The 19,434-nt window shown below is 36.8% G+C and carries 17 protein-coding genes; 7 read left to right on the forward strand and 10 right to left on the reverse strand.

Translation table 11 applies throughout. From position 1 onward, the window contains the following. Positions 1-282 precede the first annotated feature (282 nt). On the reverse strand, positions 283-1,509 hold the full coding sequence (locus tag ACZ1AQ_RS11160) for a Glu/Leu/Phe/Val dehydrogenase dimerization domain-containing protein (RefSeq protein WP_489632982.1): 1,227 nt from the start codon (positions 1,507-1,509) through the stop codon (positions 283-285). A gap of 104 nt (positions 1,510-1,613) precedes the next feature. Here ACZ1AQ_RS11160 and ACZ1AQ_RS11165 point away from each other — a divergent pair, with 104 nt between their 5' ends. Both ACZ1AQ_RS11165 and ACZ1AQ_RS11170 read left to right on the forward strand, forming a co-directional pair. Then, positions 1,614-2,207: a TetR/AcrR family transcriptional regulator gene (locus ACZ1AQ_RS11165; protein WP_489632983.1), complete on the forward strand. Its 594-nt coding sequence runs from the start codon at positions 1,614-1,616 to the stop codon at positions 2,205-2,207. 50 nt (positions 2,208-2,257) lie between these two features. Next, on the forward strand, positions 2,258-3,091 hold the full coding sequence (locus ACZ1AQ_RS11170; protein ID WP_489632984.1) for an alpha/beta hydrolase: 834 nt from the start codon (positions 2,258-2,260) through the stop codon (positions 3,089-3,091). A gap of 89 nt (positions 3,092-3,180) precedes the next feature. Here ACZ1AQ_RS11170 and ACZ1AQ_RS11175 read toward each other — a convergent pair whose 3' ends face one another. Next, positions 3,181-3,771: a chalcone isomerase family protein gene (locus ACZ1AQ_RS11175; protein ID WP_489632985.1), complete on the reverse strand. Its 591-nt coding sequence runs from the start codon at positions 3,769-3,771 to the stop codon at positions 3,181-3,183. Between the two features lie 484 nt (positions 3,772-4,255). Between ACZ1AQ_RS11175 and ACZ1AQ_RS11180 the strand changes: the two genes are divergently transcribed. From ACZ1AQ_RS11180 to ACZ1AQ_RS11195, 4 genes are all read left to right on the forward strand, one after another. Beyond that, a complete protein-coding gene (locus ACZ1AQ_RS11180; RefSeq protein WP_489632986.1) occupies positions 4,256-5,395 on the forward strand; it encodes an acyl-CoA dehydrogenase family protein in 1,140 nt (379 codons plus the stop codon). A 164-nt stretch (positions 5,396-5,559) separates the two neighbouring features. After that, complete coding sequence (locus tag ACZ1AQ_RS11185) at positions 5,560-6,237, forward strand: SDR family NAD(P)-dependent oxidoreductase (protein WP_489632987.1); 678 nt, start codon at positions 5,560-5,562, stop codon at positions 6,235-6,237. Between the two features lie 28 nt (positions 6,238-6,265). Further along, entirely contained in the window at positions 6,266-6,865 is a 600-nt protein-coding gene (locus tag ACZ1AQ_RS11190; RefSeq protein ID WP_489632988.1) for a SprT-like domain-containing protein, read from the forward strand. 47 nt (positions 6,866-6,912) lie between these two features. Further along, positions 6,913-7,971: a mannose-1-phosphate guanylyltransferase gene (locus ACZ1AQ_RS11195; RefSeq protein ID WP_489632989.1), complete on the forward strand. Its 1,059-nt coding sequence runs from the start codon at positions 6,913-6,915 to the stop codon at positions 7,969-7,971. Positions 7,972-8,047: 76 nt separating this feature from the next. On the opposite strand, the gene ACZ1AQ_RS11200 is transcribed toward ACZ1AQ_RS11195, so the two are convergent. The 6 genes from ACZ1AQ_RS11200 to gcvP all read right to left on the reverse strand — a co-directional run bounded on the left by ACZ1AQ_RS11200 (position 8,048) and on the right by gcvP (position 15,715). Beyond that, entirely contained in the window at positions 8,048-8,809 is a 762-nt protein-coding gene (locus ACZ1AQ_RS11200; RefSeq protein ID WP_489632990.1) for an ABC transporter ATP-binding protein, read from the reverse strand. Next, a complete protein-coding gene (locus ACZ1AQ_RS11205; RefSeq protein ID WP_489632991.1) occupies positions 8,806-9,555 on the reverse strand; it encodes an MlaE family ABC transporter permease in 750 nt (249 codons plus the stop codon). The genes ACZ1AQ_RS11200 and ACZ1AQ_RS11205 overlap by 4 nt, the downstream gene beginning before the upstream one ends. 47 nt (positions 9,556-9,602) lie before the next feature. Then, positions 9,603-10,451 (reverse strand): glycosyltransferase family 2 protein, encoded by an 849-nt coding sequence (locus tag ACZ1AQ_RS11210; protein WP_489632992.1) that lies wholly within the window; start codon positions 10,449-10,451, stop codon positions 9,603-9,605. A gap of 86 nt (positions 10,452-10,537) precedes the next feature. After that, complete coding sequence (locus tag ACZ1AQ_RS11215) at positions 10,538-11,059, reverse strand: methyltransferase (RefSeq protein WP_489632993.1); 522 nt, start codon at positions 11,057-11,059, stop codon at positions 10,538-10,540. Between the two features lie 474 nt (positions 11,060-11,533). Continuing rightward, positions 11,534-12,592, reverse strand: a complete 1,059-nt coding sequence (locus ACZ1AQ_RS11220; RefSeq protein ID WP_489632994.1) for a 3-oxoacyl-ACP synthase III family protein — start codon at positions 12,590-12,592, stop codon at positions 11,534-11,536. Positions 12,593-12,865: 273 nt separating this feature from the next. Beyond that, a complete protein-coding gene (gcvP, locus tag ACZ1AQ_RS11225) occupies positions 12,866-15,715 on the reverse strand; it encodes an aminomethyl-transferring glycine dehydrogenase (protein ID WP_489632995.1) in 2,850 nt (949 codons plus the stop codon). A 235-nt stretch (positions 15,716-15,950) separates the two neighbouring features. On the opposite strand from gcvP, the gene ACZ1AQ_RS11230 reads away from it, so the two are divergent. Continuing rightward, positions 15,951-16,754: a UbiA prenyltransferase family protein gene (locus ACZ1AQ_RS11230; protein WP_489632996.1), complete on the forward strand. Its 804-nt coding sequence runs from the start codon at positions 15,951-15,953 to the stop codon at positions 16,752-16,754. 51 nt (positions 16,755-16,805) lie between these two features. Here the strand turns inward: ACZ1AQ_RS11230 and ACZ1AQ_RS11235 are convergent, their stop codons facing one another. Together ACZ1AQ_RS11235 and purE are read right to left on the reverse strand one after the other, a co-directional pair. Beyond that, on the reverse strand, positions 16,806-18,833 hold the full coding sequence (locus ACZ1AQ_RS11235) for a M3 family metallopeptidase (RefSeq protein ID WP_489632997.1): 2,028 nt from the start codon (positions 18,831-18,833) through the stop codon (positions 16,806-16,808). Positions 18,834-18,908: 75 nt separating this feature from the next. After that, positions 18,909-19,409: a 5-(carboxyamino)imidazole ribonucleotide mutase gene (gene purE, locus ACZ1AQ_RS11240; RefSeq protein ID WP_489632998.1), complete on the reverse strand. Its 501-nt coding sequence runs from the start codon at positions 19,407-19,409 to the stop codon at positions 18,909-18,911. Positions 19,410-19,434 lie beyond the last annotated feature (25 nt).

Consider the following 19,434-nt stretch of genomic DNA (forward strand, 5'->3'; position numbering starts at 1 on the left):
TGACAAAGTCCTAATCGGGGCATAAGTAGCTAACTTTGATGGAAGATAAGGTTCACTTTGTCAGTTTGGTTGTTGATTAAAAGTACTCTAAATTTATTTAGCAAATCTAAAGGATGGCAGTGGCATCCTTTGCCTTTTTTCTTTAAAAAGGCAAAGATATAACGGACAGCGGGACGATGCTGCCCAGAAAGCCTTTTGTTGCTGCTCCTAAAAATTCAATTAGATAGTATAAAAAAAGGTGCGGTTGATGAGCCGCACCTTTGGGAAATTTGTATGTTGATTTTATACCAATTGTTTCAAAGCGATTTCGAAAGCCGTCGCGCTAATGTTGTTTTTTGCAGCACTTAAAGCGTGTGCTTTCACGATAGCATTTTTGATGGTTTCGGACGTGTCTTGAAAGATAGCTTCGTCGGTCATTTGTACTTTTTTCTCCATGAAATAGGCGAAAACTCTAGCCATTCCACAGTTGGAAATAAAGTCAGGAATCAAGCTTACTTTGTGGTCTACATCTTCCATAATTGGACCAAAGAAGATTTCTTTATCGGCAAAAGGAACGTTCGCGCCACAAGAAATTACTTCCAATCCGTTTGCAATTAAACTATCGATTTGAGATTGAGTTACCAAACGAGAGGCAGCACAAGGCGTGAAAATTTGTGCCCCAATAGTCCATATTTTTTCGTTGATTTCCTCAAATGGAATCATATTTTCAGAAACCAATTTGTTGCCGTCTTTGTTTAGGAATAAAGTTCTGATTTCTTCGAATGAAAAACCATTTTCGTTGATTAATCCTCCGTCTCTATCAATGATCCCGACGATTTTAGCACCCATTTCAGCCAAATAAAAAGCGGCAGCCGAACCTACGTTTCCAAAACCTTGAACAATCGCTTTTTTACCTTTGATATCGCCACCGTAAATGCTGTAATAATGACCAACAGCTTGAGCCACTCCATAACCGGTAATCATATCGGCAACGGTGTATTTCTTGGTTACATCGGGAGAGAATTTTGGGTTTTCGATTACTTTGATTACACCTTGGCGCAATTGCCCGATGCGATTGATTTTGTCAGCTTCTGTAGGTTTGAAGTGTCCATTAAAAACGCCTTCTTGCGGATGCCAAACCCCACATTCTTCGGTCATTGGGATAACTTCGTGGATTTCGTCTACATTCAAATCGCCACCGGTTCCATAATAACTTTTTAATAAAGGAGAAACCGCTTTGTACCAACGTTGCAAAACGCCTTTTTTTCTTGGGTCGTTAGGGTCAAAGTTGATACCTGATTTGGCACCACCGATTGCTGGTCCTGAAACAGAGAATTTTACTTCCATCGTTTTGGCTAAAGACAAAACCTCGTTCATATCTAATCCTTTGCGCATTCTTGTTCCGCCACCGGCAGCCCCACCACGCAACGAATTGATTACGGTCCATCCTTCGGCCTCGGTTTCAGAATCTTTCCAATTGAAGATGATTTCAGGCTGTTTATTTTCGAATTTCTTTAATAAATCTTTCATTAAAAATGGGTGTTATTTTGTTAAGCAAATTTACTTTTTTCGACATACGAAAAAAAAATTTTGACATTTTTCGAATTATTTGATACCAATCGGTATCTTTGCGTATGAAGTCGTCAGAAATTACAAAAAGCAAGGTGCTACAAGAAGCAATTACTCTTTTTAATACAAAAGGGTATCGGGCTACTTCGTTGAGTGACATTACCAATGCCACTGGATTGACGAAAGGTGCTATTTATCGCCATTTTGAAAATAAAGAGCAATTGGAAATTGAAGCGTTTCAAAATATGATGCATTCGATTTTCAATACATTGCAAAAAAGAATCAAAGCAGAAAACAATACAAGAGATAAGTTGTTTTGTGTTTTGGAGCTTTTTCAAGACTATATTAATAATCCTTTTTTTAGTGGTGGTTGTCCTTTACTGAATGTGTCAACTGAAGTTGATGATACCACAATGGTATTAAAAGACAAAGCGTTACAAGCTTTAACCGTATTTAGAAATTCAATAGAAACGATTGTTATCAATGGTAAAACACATAAAGAGGTCAATGCTATTGTGAATGAAAAATTAGTAGCCATTGTTATGATTTCTTCGCTAGAAGGCGCGATAATGATGAGCAAGTTACAAGATTCAAATAGCGACATTGAGGCTGTAGTGAAGCATCTAAAAAATTGGATTGTGGCCGATGTATTATTATAAAAAAATTTACACAAAACGATACCGATTGGTATCAAAAAACACAAAATAAGATGAAATTTAAGAAAGTGATTCAAAAAAATATAGGATTTTACTTTAATATTTTAGCCTATGTTCACCCAAAAATGCTACAACGAAAAGGTTTTGCACTTTTTTGTAACCCCTTTGCTCATAAAGTGAAGCCACACCAAATGCAATTTTTGCAAAAAGGTATTTCTGAGGTCATTGAGTATGAAAACTATAATATCCAAACCTATAAGTGGGGGAATGGTTCCAAAAAAATACTATTTGTACACGGTTGGGCAAGCCATTCGTTTAGATGGAAAAAATATGTGGAGCAGTTGGTGCACCAAGACTTTACCGTTTATGCGCTAGATGCTCCTGCCCACGGATTGTCTTCTGGTAAAATGATACACGTTGTTTTATATGCGCAAGTCATCGATATGTTTTTGCAAAGGAATCCTGATGTTACTGCTATTGTGAGTCATTCCATTGGCGGATTTGCTACAACCTATTATTTAAATCATTACAAGTCTCACAATATAGAAAAAGCAATCATAATGGGCGCTCCTGGTGAGGCCTCTGATTTTTTTGACTTTTACAAAAAAACGCTAGGTTTGAGTTCAAAAGCTTTGGAGATAATAATCAAGGGGTTTGAGTTGCAATTGGGGCAATTACCTAGCTATTTTTCTACTGCAAAATTTGCGGAGCATCTTACCATTCCAGCTTTAATCATACACGACAAAGGAGATGAAGCGACGCATCATCATTATTCTATTCGATTAAACAAACACTGGAAAAACAGCCAACTGGTCTTAACCGAGGGCTTGGGTCACGATTTGAAAAGTAAGGAAGTGATTCAGTTGGTAGTCAATTTTGTTAACTAGTGTACTTAAATAAAAAGTGCCGCTCTTGATACAATATCAGGAACGGCATATCCTTTTTTGGGGGCAAAAAAGGGGGATTTACGATGCTTTTATTTTACTTTTCCTAAGAGTGCGTCTTTAAGTTCAGCATCTACAGGATTGTCCGACAACCAAATTCCGAAAAAGGCTTTTTTGAAATCAAAACCAGGAATCCTTCCTTCTAGTTGGTTGTTTTTGTAAACTAAAATTGATTTTTCAGTAGAAGAATAAATCAAATTGAAAGCGTCATTTTCGACAGTAGCTTCTCGATTTAATAGTTTTTCTAATAAATCCAGTTGCGTTTTAAATTTTGGTAAATTTTCTTCACCGATAGATTTTATGATTCCTTTGTGAAGAGATTTCGATAATTTTTGTGAACTCACTAAAGAAGAAGTGATTTGCAAACGAATGCCCATATTAGTATCGCTGTCTAAAATGTCTTTGGCATCTTCAGACAAAACAGTTAAGTATAATGCTTGTACGTAAACCTCTGTCCAAAATTTAGTTCGAGTTCCAAATCCGTTTAATTGTAATTTTTGATTTTCAAAATCGATGGTTCTTGGAACAGTTACACCATTAAGGGAAAATTTTTCTTGTGAGAATACGTTTGAAAATGAAAGAGTTAAAAATAAAACTACTGTTAATGTAATTGATTTTCTCATAAATTATTCTTAATTAAAAAATAGAGTGCAAATTTATATCAAAGGCAAGGTTTTTCAATACTGTTTTTTTGTGTTGAAAAAAGTATTGTGTATTTGTTAATGATTTTAAGTTCAATTTATTTTTAGAGCTATGCTTTGTTTTAAAACAAGACAGATTTATTGAGTTTTGTGTTAAATGATTGATGTTTAAAGAATGGGAAAAACGACTATTTTTTCAATTCCAGATGTTTTTTTTCTAGATTTTAACTTTTTCTGCTTTTATAAACGTCTAGTAACGAATGATTTTCTGTTTTTTTTGAAGCTTTTATTTAGATAAATCAAAGTTGAAAATTCAAAATTGGAAATGATTTTTTAGTGTTTCTTAGAAATAATTGTCAAATGTTTTAGACAAAAGCTAAATTCACGAAATCGTTTGAATTTTTGATATTTAAATTCTACTTTTGGATTCAAAATTTCAATACTTACTAAACAAACTAAATACAACATGGATTTTAATCTTACTGAAGAGCATTTAATGATTCAGCAGGCGGCAAGAGATTTTGCTCAAACGGAATTGCTGCCTGGAGTAATAGAAAGAGACGAACATTCTAAGTTCCCAACTGAGCAAGTAAAAAAAATGGGAGAACTTGGATTTTTGGGAATGATGGTAGACCCAAAATATGGTGGCGCAGGATTGGATAGCATTTCTTATGTATTGGCTATGACAGAGATTGCCAAAGTAGATGCTTCTGCAGCAGTAATTATGTCTGTAAACAATTCATTAGTTTGTGCGGGATTAGAGAAGTATTGCAGCGAGGAGCAAAAAATGAAGTATTTGGTTCCTCTTGCAAAAGGAGATGTTATCGGTGCTTTTTGTTTGTCAGAGCCTGAAGCTGGTTCGGATGCAACTTCTCAAAAGACGACCGCTATAGATATGGGAGACCATTATTTATTAAATGGAACCAAAAACTGGATTACCAACGGAGGAACAGCATCTACTTACTTAGTAATTGCTCAAACCGATATCGAAAAAGGACACAAAGGAATCAATGCTTTTATCGTAGAAAAAGGTTGGGCTGGTTTTGAAATTGGGCCAAAAGAAAAGAAAATGGGAATTCGAGGTAGTGATACACACTCCTTATTATTTACTGATGTAAAAGTTCCTAAAGAAAACAGAATTGGTGCTGATGGTTTCGGATTTGCATTTGCTATGAACGTGTTGAACGGTGGTAGAATCGGAATTGCTTCTCAAGCGTTAGGCATTGCTACTGGAGCTTATGAATTGGCCTTGAAATATTCGCAAGAGCGTAAGGCATTCGGAAAAGAGATTTTCAAACACCAAGCCATTGCCTTCAAATTGGCGGATATGTACGTGAAAATTACAGCTGCCAAATTGTTAGTAATGAAAGCAGCTTGTGAAAAAGATGCTGGACAAGATATTGCACATTCTGGAGCTATGGCAAAATTGTATGCCTCAGAAATTGCATTAGAAGTAGCGAACGAAGCAGTTCAAATTCACGGTGGAAACGGATATGTGGCAGAATACCACGTAGAGCGTATGATGCGTGATTCTAAAATTACTCAAATTTATGAAGGAACTTCCGAAATTCAACGAATTGTGATTTCGAGAGGTTTGGTTTCGTAAACAGAGACTATACTATTTTAAACCATTAAAGAACTAAGACGGTAAGTTCCTAATTTACCAAATCTTACTTCTTTAATGGTTTTTTCGTTTTTTTACGAATGAGAAGTTGAACAATCTAAAGCAACCTGTGTTTGTTTATAAGACCATTTGCTTATTTTTGCCTTATGAAAAAGATTATCATCACAGGAACTTCACGAGGTATTGGATATGAATTAGCTTTGCATTTCGCCAATGCGGGTTATCAAGTGTTGGCCATTTCAAGAAAAACACCTCAAGCGCTAATCGAAAATGCAAACATCACTTGTTTGTCAGTCGATTTATCGACCGAAGAGGATTTGTATCAAGTAACAGATTTTTTGGATAGCAGCTGGAAAAATGTGGATGCCATTATACATAACGCTGGCGCTTTGTTGAATAAGCCTTTTGCGACCATCACTCAAGCTGATTTTGAAGCCATTTATAGAGTCAATGTTTTTGGAGTAGCAAATCTTACGCGAATCGTTTTGCCTTATCTGCAAAAAGGAAGCCACGTAGTAACGATTAGTTCTATGGGAGGCGTTCAGGGTAGTTTAAAATTTGCAGGTTTAGCGGCTTACAGTTCAAGCAAAGGAGCAGTAATTACTTTATCAGAATTATTGGCTGAAGAATATAAAGAGCAAGGCATTGCTTTCAACGTATTAGCGTTGGGTGCCGTACAAACCGAAATGCTTGAAGAAGCTTTTCCTGGGTATCAAGCCCCACTTTCGGCTGCTGAAATGGCTCAATACATTTTCGACTTCACGCTTACCGGAAATAAATACTACAACGGAAAAGTATTGCAAGTCACGACAAGTAATCCTTAGCCCCCTGGCCCCCAAAGGGGGAACTAATATGAGCGATACCCTTTTAAAATATTTACCAGAACACGCCGTAAAGCCAGTTTTCGAACTGATTGTTGCGAATCAAGTGCATTTAAAGATTGTGAATGAGCGTGTCACTCGCCACGGAGATTATCGTAAGGGAATGAGTGGAAAGCACGAAATCACCGTAAACGCTAGTCTCAATAAATATCGTTTCTTGATTACGTTAATTCATGAGATTGCTCATTTGGTGGCTTTTGAAAAATTTGGACGCAACATCAAACCCCATGGAGCAGAATGGAAATATACTTTTCAGCGTTTGATGGTTCCGTTTATTAGACCCGAAATTTTCCCCAATCATCTATTGCCATTATTAGCCCGACACTTTAAGAATCCTGCAGCGAGCAGTGATACAGACGCTACTTTAGCTTTGGCGCTAAAACAGTTTGACCAACAAAACGATAAAAACTATATCTTTGAAATCCCTTATGGAAGTATTTTTAGAATTCATAATGGAAAAATTTTCAAAAAAGGAGCCCTAAGAACAAAAAGATACGAATGTGTAGAGTTGAGTTCCAATCGGATGTATTTGTTTAATCCCAATGCTGAAGTAGAACTTTTGCCTCATTAATTAAGTATATTTAGCTTTTGCTAATGTGCTAAAAGACATAAAATACCATGAATAAAAATTATTATGCCATCTTGATGGCTGGAGGAGTAGGCTCTCGTTTTTGGCCAGTAAGTACTACAGAGTTTCCAAAACAATTTCACGATATGTTAGGAACTGGAGAGACCTTGATTCAAAAGACATTTAGTCGATTGTCGCAGTTAATTCCAAAAGAAAATATCCTGATTCTCACCAATGAAGTATACAATGCTATTGTACTTGAGCAATTGCCTATGGTGAGTCAAGAACAAATTGTTTTAGAACCTGCTATGCGAAATACAGCTCCTTGTATTTTATTTGCTTCGCTAAAAATCAAAAAAATGAATCCTAATGCTGTTGTTGTTGTTGCTCCTAGCGACCATTGGATTGAAGATGAAGTGCAATTTGTAGCCAATTTGCAGCTTTCTTTTGATTTATGCGAAAGAGAAGAGACACTAATGACTTTGGGGATTTTGCCTACTTTTCCTAATACGGGTTATGGTTATATCGAATATGATAAATTGGATAGTAGGCCTATTAAAAAAGTAGTACAGTTTCGCGAAAAGCCAGATTATGCTACGGCTAGAAAGTTTATTCAAAGTCGTCACTTTTTATGGAATGCAGGTATATTTATTTGGAGTATTAATGCCATTCTAAAAGCTTTCGAAACCTTTCAACCAAATATGTTGGCGCATTTTATGAATGGATATAGCAGTTATAATACTCCAACGGAGAATGATTTTATAAAAGAATATTATCCATTGGCTGAAAATATTTCTATTGATTACGCCATAATGGAAAAAGCTAAAAACACATATGTTTTGCCTGCAACTTTTGATTGGAATGACCTAGGAACTTGGGGATCATTGTATGATAAACTGCCTAAAGATAAACAAGACAATGCGGTAGTGAATGCAACAGTGATTTTAGAAAATGCTTCTAATAATATCATTCGTACTGCGGCAAAAAAACTAGTTGTTGTAGATGGATTACACGATTTTATTATTGTAGATAAAGAAGATGTGTTGTTGATTTATCCAAAAAGCAAAGAACAAGATATAAAATTGATTGCTAATAAATTGAAAGAGTAACAGATTGCTGTTAGCAACAATTAGATGGATTGCTAAATTAAAAAAGGCTTGTTTCAAAATTGAAACAAGCCTTTTTTTATCCTTTTAAATAAGCTTCTCTTACCTTTTTGAATAAGTTCGAAGAGTAAACAAAGTCCACAATTGCTTCGTTGTCGGTTTTGAAAACTTCTTCTTTTGTGCCTTGCCATTCTTTGACACCGTTTTTTAGGAAAAGGATGTTTTCTCCAATTTCCATTACAGAGTTCATGTCATGGGTATTAACAACGGTAGTAATGTTGTATTCCTCAGTAATTTCTTTGATCAAATTATCAATCACTGTAGAAGTATAGGGGTCTAAGCCTGAGTTGGGTTCGTCACAAAATAAATATTTAGGGTTATTTACTATAGCACGAGCAATAGCGACCCTTTTTTGCATACCACCAGAAATTTCCGAAGGTAGTTTTTTATGCGCATCAATCAAGTTAACTCTTTTTAAAACAAAATCTACACGGTCTTTCGTTTCTGAAGGAGTATTGTGTGTAAACATTTGTAAAGGGAAGGCTACGTTCTCAGCAACAGTCATAGAGTCGAACAAAGCACTACCTTGAAAAACCATTCCGATTTCTGTTCGTAATTCCCTCTTTTCTTCAGGCAATAATTCGGAGTAAATTCTACCATCAAAAGAAATAGTTCCTTTCTCGGGATAATGAATGCCTAACAAACTTTTTAATAAAACGGTTTTTCCAGAACCACTCTGACCAATGATTAGGTTGGTTTTACCCGCTTCAAAAAGACAAGATACTCCCTTTAAAACTTTACTGTCGCCAAATGATTTTTCTATGTTTTTGATTTCTATCATGAGCCAAGTAATAATTGAGTTAAAATATAGTTTGAAGTGATGATACATACAGATGTCCATACAAAGGAGACTGTACTCGCTTTACCAACTTCGAGAGCTCCGCCTTTCATATAATACCCATGAAAAGAAGGGATAGTAGCCAAAAGCATCGCAAAAATGATGGTTTTTATAAATGCGTATGTAATATGAAAAGGAATGAAATCCAGCTGCACTCCAGTGATAAACGATTCGCTTGAGGTAAAACCTCCGTAAACAGCAGCCATCCATCCGCCAAAAACACCTAAAAACATACTAATGCCAATTAAGAATGGATACAATAACAAGGCGATTATTTTAGGAAATACCAAATAGTTTAGCGAGTTAACCCCCATAACTTCCAAGGCATCTATTTGTTCTGTTACACGCATAGTTCCAATACTAGAAGTGATGAATGAGCCCATTTTTCCCGCCATAATTATGGAAATGAAAGTAGGAGCAAACTCTAAAATCACGGATTGTCTTGTAGCAAAACCAATTAAATAAGTTGGGATTAACGGATTGGTTAGGTTTAATGCAGTTTGAATAGAAACTACGCCACCAACGAAAAATGAAATGAAACAAACAATTCCCATAGAGTTGATGATGAGATCGTCGATTTCTTTAAAAATAAGGTTCTTCATTACAGACCATTTGGTTTGTTTGATGAAGATTTCTTTGAGCATCAGGAAATATTTTCCGATTTGTGATATGTAGCGAAGTAGCATCATAGGTTGTAAAATAGTACCAAAAATAGTGATTAGTTTTCAACTGCTGGTTAAAACAGTTTTTCTTTCATTTTTTTCCAGCGGTAGTTTCTAAAAAATTTAGCTTGCTCGGGTGTTACAAATAATGGTTTTCCAGATGATTTCGCTTTCCAAAAACCCATTATGTAGTCAATAAATAAAAGGGGTTTTCCTTTTCGCATGGCCAATTTTAATGATGAAATAGCTGTGATGATAAACCCATAACCCAAACTGTAAAAAGCTTCGCCTTGTTTGTATCGAGCGGCTTTGTTGTAGCTTGCGCCAGTTGGTTTAAGGTGTTTTACATGCAAACTTTCGTCGGTGACTACTTTCCAATTGTAGAACTTGCATAACAATTCGTCTACAGTATCCCAGCCCATAGCTGGTTTTAGCCCGCCAATTTGTTTGAAAGTTTCTTTTCTGTAGGCCTTTAGCGCACCACGAATATGGTCTTTGTCAGTTAAATTTTCTAATATCCACTCCCCATTTTTTTCGATGTAGCAAAAACCACCCACCATTCCAATGCGGTCATCGGATTTGAAATGTTTAATAATGGTTTCGAAATAATTGGGAGGAAATATTAAATCAGCATCAATCTTAACAATTAAATCATAGTTATCGTCCAAGGTTTCGAATCCTTTTTCAAAAGCTTGAATGACTTTACTTCCCGGTAGATGTATGTTTTCTGATGATTTATTGACCAAACTTATGTATGGATTGTTTTTAGCAAATTCCAATACAACTTCGGCAGTTCTATCTGTTGAATTGTCATTGACCACCACAATTTTTGAAGGCAAAACCGTTTGCGAAATCAGTGATTGCAATGTCAAACCAATTAAAGCTTCTTCGTTATAGGACGGTATGACGATGTAGTATTTCATAAAATTCCTAAATTTTAAAATTCCAAATTCCTAATGATTGGATGAGTCCAAATTGGAAATTGGAATTTCATTTTTGTGATTTGTTTTTAGGCTCGTTCAGCATAAACAATATAATATCTTGGTGTGAAAAAACGCAATAGCGGACGGAAGCCTATTTTTTTTACGGGATGTGTGAATTTTTCTCTTGCGATAATTTTCCAGCCTGTTTTTTCTAGCAACCAGTCCAATTGCCAATCTTCAAATTCGTGGTAATGTCTGTCCCACATATCAGTTTTGCTGCGATAAGCGGGTGAAAACCATAAACGAAGAGGGATTGAAATCAATAATTTGTCGCATTTTACATTTTGTAAAACAGTATAAGGATTCAATAAATGTTCAAAGATTTCGAAGGCAGTAAAAACCGTATAGTCTTCAGATTGTAAGGCGTTTTGATTGTTGTCTAAATCTTCGCCAGTGGTGTTCTTTACAGTATATCCATTTTCTTCCATGATTTTTGAGAAAGGGTTGGGAACGCCTAAATCAAAAATGGTTTCAGAAGTTGAAATGTGTTTTTGTAAAAATTCTAAAGTATGCTTGAATCGTTTATTGGGAAATGTTTTTTCGTACATAGTAATGGGTGTTGACCTTTTGGAAACAAGGCGCAAATATACAAATTATATGTGTTTTGAAGGCATTGTAAATAGGGTGTTATCTTTTAACTATTTTGCCACAAATTACACTAATGCAGCACAAATTTTAAGGCGTTTTGATTTCACAAATTCATACTATCGTATTATGAAATTTACAATCTATTTCAAGAAATTGTTCAAGTGATTTGTGTATTCGTGGCTGCTTTTTTTAAATGAATGTCCTGCGTTGTTTAGCCCAGATAGAAACGAAAAGCCCACAGCACTGGGGTTTAATTTTTGCTGGTGCATCAAAGCGACTAAAAGAAGCTCTTGAGGCGCCTTGTAAAAATAAACTCCAGGGCGAGGACTTGTAGTGTATAGCTGGATTGGCTCCTGAAAAATAGTGATTAGTCCATAGTGATTAGTGATTAGCACAATTTGAGCTAGGGGCTTAGGACTAGTTACTAAGTACTACTAGTAGCGATATACAAAGGCATTGACATTCATTCCGGCACCAACTGAGGCAAACATTATGACGTCTCCTTTGTGGATTTCGTGGTTTTTGATTTGGCCTTTCGTCAATAAGTCGTATAAAGTTGGGACGGTGGCAACACTACTGTTTCCTAGTTCGTTGATGCTCATTGGCATAATGTCTTTAGGAGGAGTTTGTCCATAGAGTTTGTAAAAACGGTGAATGATAGCTTCGTCCATTTTTTCATTGGCTTGATGAATCAATATTTTTTTGATTTGATTGATTTCGATACCGCTTTTGTCCAAACAACTTTTCATTGCAGCAGGAACCTTGCTTAGTGCAAATTCGTATATTTTTCGGCCATACATTTTGATATAGCGCGTGTTGGGATTCAAGTCTTGGTTGTATGACTTTCCGAAAAACAGATAATTGGCTTCGTCTATGGCAAAAGTACCGCTTTCGTAAGAGAGCATACCTGTTTCTGAATCTGAGCCTTCGATAATCGCTGCTCCAGCACCATCTGCATAAATCATAGAGTCTCTATCGTGAGCATCTACTACTCTTGATAGGGTTTCGGCTCCAATAACTAAACAACGTTTTGCCATTCCAGAAGTGATAAAGGCATTGGCTTGCAATACGCCTTCAATCCATCCAGGGCAACCAAAAAGTATGTCGTAAGCCACACATTTTGGATTCTTAATTTGCAATTTGTTTTTTACTCTTGTCGCTAGACTTGGTAGCGTGTCCGCTTGAATTGTGCCGTAATTGACATCGCCAAAGTTGTGGGCATAGATAATGTAGTCAATGGTTTCGGGATCAATTTTTGCGTCTTCAATAGCTTTTTCTGAAGCAAAAAAGGCTAAGTCTGATGAGTTCAAATGATCCTCTGCATAACGACGTTCTTCGATTCCTGTAATTCCTTTGAATTTGCTAATCACTACATCATTTGGATAAGCAAAAGCGGATCCGTCTTCGTTTAAAAAGACATGTTTGTCAAAGTCGGTGTTGTGAATTTTTAGGGCTGGAATGTAGCTTCCAATTCCGGTTATTTGTATTTTCATCAGGGTATTTTTGGTATAATCTTAGCTAAATTAAGCATTAAAAAATAATTCGAGCAATAAAATTTACTATGCATGCATATAATTATCAAATAACATTTTTTTTGTTGAATTATTGTTTATTTTTTAATGAATTCTGTGTTTTTTGGAAAATCTCAATCGATTGAAATCGGTAGTTTCAGTTTTTTTTTGATTTTAAGTACTTTTTTATTTAAAAAAAGAAAAGCCCGACAAATAAAATTATGTCGGGCTTTATAGTTGAAAAATTATTAGTTTTTAACTTTCCATATACGCTTCAATAGGAGCACAGCTACAAACTAGGTTTCTGTCGCCATAAGCATCATCAGCTCTGCGCACAGTAGGCCAGAATTTGTTTTCGGCAATATACTCTAATGGGAAAGCAGCTTGTTCTCTGCTGTATGGGAAATCCCAAGTTTCAGCAGTTAGCATCGCTAATGTATGAGGCGCGTTTTTCAAAACGTTGTTGCTGTCCTCGATAGTTGCGGCTTCGATTTCTTTTCGGATGGAAATCATAGCGTCACAGAAACGATCCAATTCTTCTAAGTTTTCACTTTCGGTTGGTTCGATCATTAAGGTTCCTGCCACTGGGAAAGAAACTGTTGGTGCGTGGAAACCATAATCCATCAAACGTTTAGCGATATCCGTTACTTCGATTCCTTTTTGTTTGAAAGGACGACATTCCAAAATCATTTCGTGAGCGGCACGACCCATTTCACCAGAATATAAAGTGTCATAGTGACCGTTCAATTTTTCTTTGATGTAGTTGGCATTTAAAATAGCGTGTTCCGTTGCTGATTTTAATCCCTCAGCACCTAACATAGAAATGTATCCATAAGAAATCAAACAAACTAAAGCAGATCCCCATGGAGCAGCAGAAATAGCGGTAATGGCATGTTCTCCTCCAGTTGGAATTACTGGGTTTGTTGGTAAAAATGGAACTAGTTGAGGAGCTACACAAATTGGTCCAACACCTGGTCCACCACCACCGTGAGGAATAGCGAAGGTTTTGTGTAAGTTCAAGTGGCAAACATCCGCGCCAATAGTAGCTGGGTTGGTTAAACCTACTTGAGCGTTCATATTCGCTCCGTCCATGTATACTTGACCACCATTATCATGAATGATTTTGGTGATTTCGCAAATTGCACTTTCATAAACACCATGTGTAGAAGGATAGGTTACCATCAAACAAGACAATTCATCTTTATACTCAATGGCTTTTTGGCGTAAATCTTCCACATCGATATTTCCGTTTTCCAAAGTTTTGGTTACCACGATTTTCATTCCTGCCATAGCAGCTGATGCTGGATTTGTACCGTGTGCGGAGGAAGGTATAAGCGCTACATTTCTGTGGTGATCTCCACGAGATTGGTGGTACGCACGAATCACCATCAATCCTGCATATTCTCCTTGAGCACCTGAGTTAGGTTGTAAAGTAGTACCAGCAAATCCTGTGATTACATTTAATTGTTGTTCTAATTTGCGCAACATTTCTTGGTAACCTTGTGCTTGATCTAGTGGAGCAAAAGGATGAATGTTGTTCCATTGTGGGTTGCTCAACGGTAACATTTCTGAAGCTGCGTTCAATTTCATGGTGCAAGAACCTAAAGAAATCATCGAGTGGTTCAATGATAAATCTTTACGCTCAAGCATTTTGATGTAACGCATCATTGCTGATTCAGAATGGTATTTATTGAAAACATCGTGTTGTAAAAACGAAGACGTTCTATTTAATTCTTCAGGGAAGTGGTTGGTTGCTGTTAATTCAGTAATTTCTGGAGCTTGAGTTTCTTTTGCGGCAGCGAAAATGTTAACAATTTTGGCTACGTCTTCGATGCTTGTGGTTTCGTTGAATGCAATAGAAACTGTTGCTTCGTCGATGTAGAAAAAGTTAATTTGGTTTTGCTCTGCTAAAGGTTTAATTTTTTGAGCGTCAGCTTTCACTACAATGGTGTCGAAGAAAGCGCTGTTGGTTTGCTCGTAGCCTAATTTAGTCAATTCGTTAGCAGTTGTTGCTGCCACGGCGTGTACTTTATTGGCGATATATCTCAAGCCTTTAGGTCCGTGATACACAGCATACATACCGGCCATTACAGACAATAGTACTTGTGCAGTACAGATATTTGAAGTCGCTTTTTCACGTTTGATATGTTGTTCACGAGTTCCTAAAGCCATTCTCAAGGCTCTATTTCCGTTCGCATCAATAGTAACACCAATAATTCGTCCTGGCATAGAACGTTTGTATTCTTCTTTTGTTGCGAAATACGCAGCGTGGGGTCCACCATATCCTAATGGAATTCCGAAACGTTGTGTAGTTCCAATTACTACAGCTGCTCCCATTTCGCCTGGAGGAGTCAATTTGGTTAAGCTTAAAATATCAGCCGCTACTGCTACTTTTATTTCGTGAGCTGCAGCTTTTGAGATAAATTGTGAATAGTCATATACTTGACCGAATTTACCAGGATATTGTAACATTGCTCCAAAAAACTCTTCCGAGAATTCGAAAGTTTCGTGGTTGCCAACTACCAATTCGATTCCGATTGGTGTAGAACGTGTTTGCAAAACCGATAACGTCTGTGGTAAAATTTCTTCAGAAACGAAGAATTTGTTGGTATTGTTTTTCTTTTGTTCGCGGGTTCTTACATCAAAAAGCAAAGCCATAGCTTCAGCCGCTGCTGTACCTTCGTCAAGAAGTGAGGCATTGGCAATTTCCATTCCGGTAAGTTCAATCACCATAGTTTGGAAATTCAAAATCGCCTCTAAACGACCTTGTGCGATCTCGGCTTGGTAAGGCGTGTAAGCCGTGTACCATCCTGGGTTTTCAAAAATATTTCTTTGAATTACAGCAGGAACAATCGCTTGGTGATATCCTAAACCAATATAAGATTGGAAAACTTTATTTTTATTACCTAATTCTTGAATGTGCTTCGCAAATTCATATTCTGTCATTGCGGGATCCAATTGCAGTGGTGCTTTTAGACGAATGTCATCTGGAAGGGTTTCATAAACGAGTCGTTCAATAGAATCAACTCCAATGGTTTTCAACATGTGTTGAAGGTCATTCTCTCTTGGACCAATGTGTCTTAAAGCAAAAGCATCTGTTCTCATTTGTACTAAATAGTGTTTTTTTTATATTCTAAAACAAATTGGTCTGTAGTGTAATGTTTTGGATTACTTTTGATTATACAATCATCAGACTTTTTTTGAATTAAAATAGTAGGTGTTGTTTTTTTGTGGTGCAAAAATAAGTATTATTAATAATTCAAGACGTATTTTGTTGGGTAATTTTTATTGATTTTTCAACTAAATCAATGATTTGTTTACAATTGATTAATTTTGTTTAATGAAGATTTTCAGACATTTATTTCGTTTTTACATCAATAGCAGCGTACACGTGGGCTTGTCTTGTTTGGCTTTGTTTTGTATTACTCAACAACAGTTATTTTTTTCTTCCCCTTTTTCTTTGTCGCTATTTGTGTTTTTTGGGACAATTTTCGCCTACAATTTTATTAAGTATGAGTCTTTAATCAGAAGGAGAAAAAATGGTATTCGGAAGGAATTAAAAGTAATTGGTTGGTTTAGCGCGGTTGTTTTTTTGGGATTACTCTACTATTGCTTTCAGTTGCGATTTCAGACGCAATTAGGAGGTTTTTTTATTGTAGCACTCACCTTATTGTATGCTTTACCTTTTTTTCCTAATCGAAGCAATGCCAGAAATTGGAAAGGGATTAAAATTTATATTGTGTCTTTGTGTTGGACTCTGGCTACTGTTTTTTTGCCTGCTTTAGAAGCAGATTTTTCATTGGATGTTATGGTCTTTGTTTATGGTTTGCAGCGGTTTATTTTGGTATTTGTACTCATCCTAATTTTTGAAATCGTCGATTTAAAAAACGATGATCCCTTATTACAGACCGTACCACAGCAAATAGGAGTGGACCGAACTAAGAGCCTTGGTTTTGGCTTGTTGGTTCTTTTTTTAGCTTTGGATTGTTTGAATGGGAACTTTAGTTTACTTTCTCTTTTTTTTATCCTAGTTACTGCTCTTTTTTTGGCTTTTGCCAATGAATATCGGTTTAAATATTACACCTTGTTTTGGGTGGAGGCGATACCAATTTTTTGGTGGTTGGCACTTCGTTTATTGCTCTAAAAAAAACCGAAGCGGTAATGCTTCGGTTATGTAATTGAATGCTGAAATTGATTAAATCAATCCTGCTCTCTTTAATAAAGCATCTGCCTTTGGCTCTTGCCCTCTAAAGCGTTTGTAGAGTTCCATTGGCAATTCGGTGCCGCCTTTTGAAAGGACGTGGTCTTTGAATTTTGTCGCCACTTCTTTATTGAAAATGCCTTTTTCTTGAAAATAGGCAAATGCATCGGCATCGAGTACTTCGGCCCATTTGTAACTGTAATAGCCAGACGAATAGCCTCCTGCGAAAATATGGGAGAAAGAAACCGACATACAGTTTTCGGTAACATCAGGATATAGGGAAGTGCCTTCAAAAGCCGTTTTTTCAAAAGCTTTGATGTCAGTAATCGCGCTTGGATTGTTACTATGAAAGGCCATATCTAAAATTCCAAAACTCAATTGGCGTAGCGTAGCCATTCCTTCTTGAAAACTGGCACTTTCTTTTATTTTATTTACATATTCTTGTGGAATAATTTCGCCAGTTTCATAATGTTTGGCAAATAAAGCCAGCGCTTCAGGTTCGTAACACCAGTTTTCGATCACCTGACTTGGTAATTCTACAAAATCCCAGTATACTGAGGTTCCTGACAAGCTTGGATAAATAGTATTAGCCAACATACCGTGTAATCCGTGACCAAATTCGTGAAATAAAGTCGTTACTTCATTAAACGTTAGCAAGGAAGGTTTGGTGGCGGTGGGTTTGGTGAAATTACAAACATTAGAAATGTGAGGTCTTTCGTTTATGCCGTCTTTAATGTATTGCGATTTGAAAGAAGTCATCCAAGCACCGTTTCGTTTGCCTTTTCTTGGGAAAAAATCGGCGTAGAAAATAGCCACGAGTTCGCCAAATTCATCTTTTACTTCATATGTGGAAACTTCTTCGTGGTATTTATCGATGTCGAAAATTTCCGTGAAGGTCAATCCAAATAATTTATTGGCAATAGTAAAAGCGCCGTTCAAAACATTTTCTAATTGAAAATAAGGTTTCAGTTTTTCGTCATCCAAATTGAATAATTTTTGCTTCAATTTTTCAGCATAATAAGCGCCATCCCATTTTTCTAATTGTTCTATGCCATCTAATTCTTTGGCGAAAGCCGATAATTCAGCAAATTCTTTTTCGGCAGCGGGTTTGGCTTTGGTCAGTAAATCATTCAAAAACGATTTGACTTTCTCGGGATGTTGCGCCATTCTTTCTTCCAAAACAAAATGAGAATGCGTTTCATAGCCTAATAAATTTGCTCTTTCGAAGCGTAACTTGGCAATTTTCAAGGCAATTTCTTGATTGTCGAATTCGTTATTTTGAAAGGCTTTTTTACCAGCAGCGATGGTGATTTCTTTGCGCAATTCGCGATTGTCGGCATAGGTCACAAACGGAAGGTAACTTGGGAAATCCAAAGTGAAAATCCAACCCTCCAAATCCTTGTTTTTGGCCAATGCACTCGCTGCTTCAATAGCACCTTCTGGTAAACCTTTTAAATCGGCTTCATTAGTCAAATGCAATTGGTAGTTGTTGGTTTCGGCTAAAACATTTTCACTGAAAGTCAATTTGAGTTTAGCCAATTCCGTATCGATTTCGCGCAATTTTAGTTTGTCTTCTTCCGAAAGCAAGGCACCATTTCGAGAAAAACTTTTGAATTTTTTATCCAATAATGTCGCTTGTTCTGGCGATAAATTCAAGCTGTCTTTTTGCTCGTAAACCGATTTTATTCTTTGGAATAAGGCCTCGTTTAAGGTGATATCGTTGCTGAATTCGGTCAACAAAGGCGAAACTTCTTGGGCGATTTTTTGCATCTCATCGCAAGTTTCTGCCGAATTCAAATTAAAAAAAATAGACGATAAACGGTCCAAAGAATTTCCTGAAAAATCCAAGGCCTCGATAGTGTTTTCGAAAGTCGGAGCTGCTGGATTGTTGATGATGGCGTCAATTTCCGCTTTTGCTGCAGCGATATTCTCGATAAACGCAGGTTTATAATCCTCCAATTTTATCTGAGAAAAGGGTGCAGTATTGTATTTCGTTTTGAAGGTAGAGGTTAAAATTTCCATAGATAAGCCCCCTAACCCCCAAAGGGGGCATTGTAGGGTATTGAGTTAATAATTTTTGTGTGTTTTTTTCGGATTTTACTCCCCCTTTGGGGGTTGGTGGGCTAATCCCTCAGCCGCTTTGTTTACGGCATCTTTCAATCCTTCTTTATAAAGGACGATTTTATCTAAAACGCATTTATCAGCACTACCAATGATTTGGGCGGCCAAAATTCCAGCGTTTTTAGCACCGTTTAAGGCCACAGTGGCAACAGGTACGCCACCTGGCATTTGCAAAATCGACAATACAGAATCCCAACCATCAATAGAATTGCTTGATTTTACGGGAACACCAATCACTGGTAATGGCGACATCGAGGCTACCATTCCTGGTAAGTGTGCAGCGCCTCCCGCTCCAGCAATAATCACCGAAATACCTCGCTTATGGGCATTTTGGCTAAAATCAAATAATTTCTCAGGTGTTCTGTGCGCCGAAACAATATCGACTTCTACTGCTATATCAAATCCGTTAAGGATATCGATGGCGTCTTGCATTACAGGCATATCGGATATACTGCCCATTATTACGGCTACTTTCATATAAACCCCCTAACCCGCCTTGGCG

The sequence above is a fragment of the Flavobacterium sp. UM26 genome, from assembly GCF_057922445.1.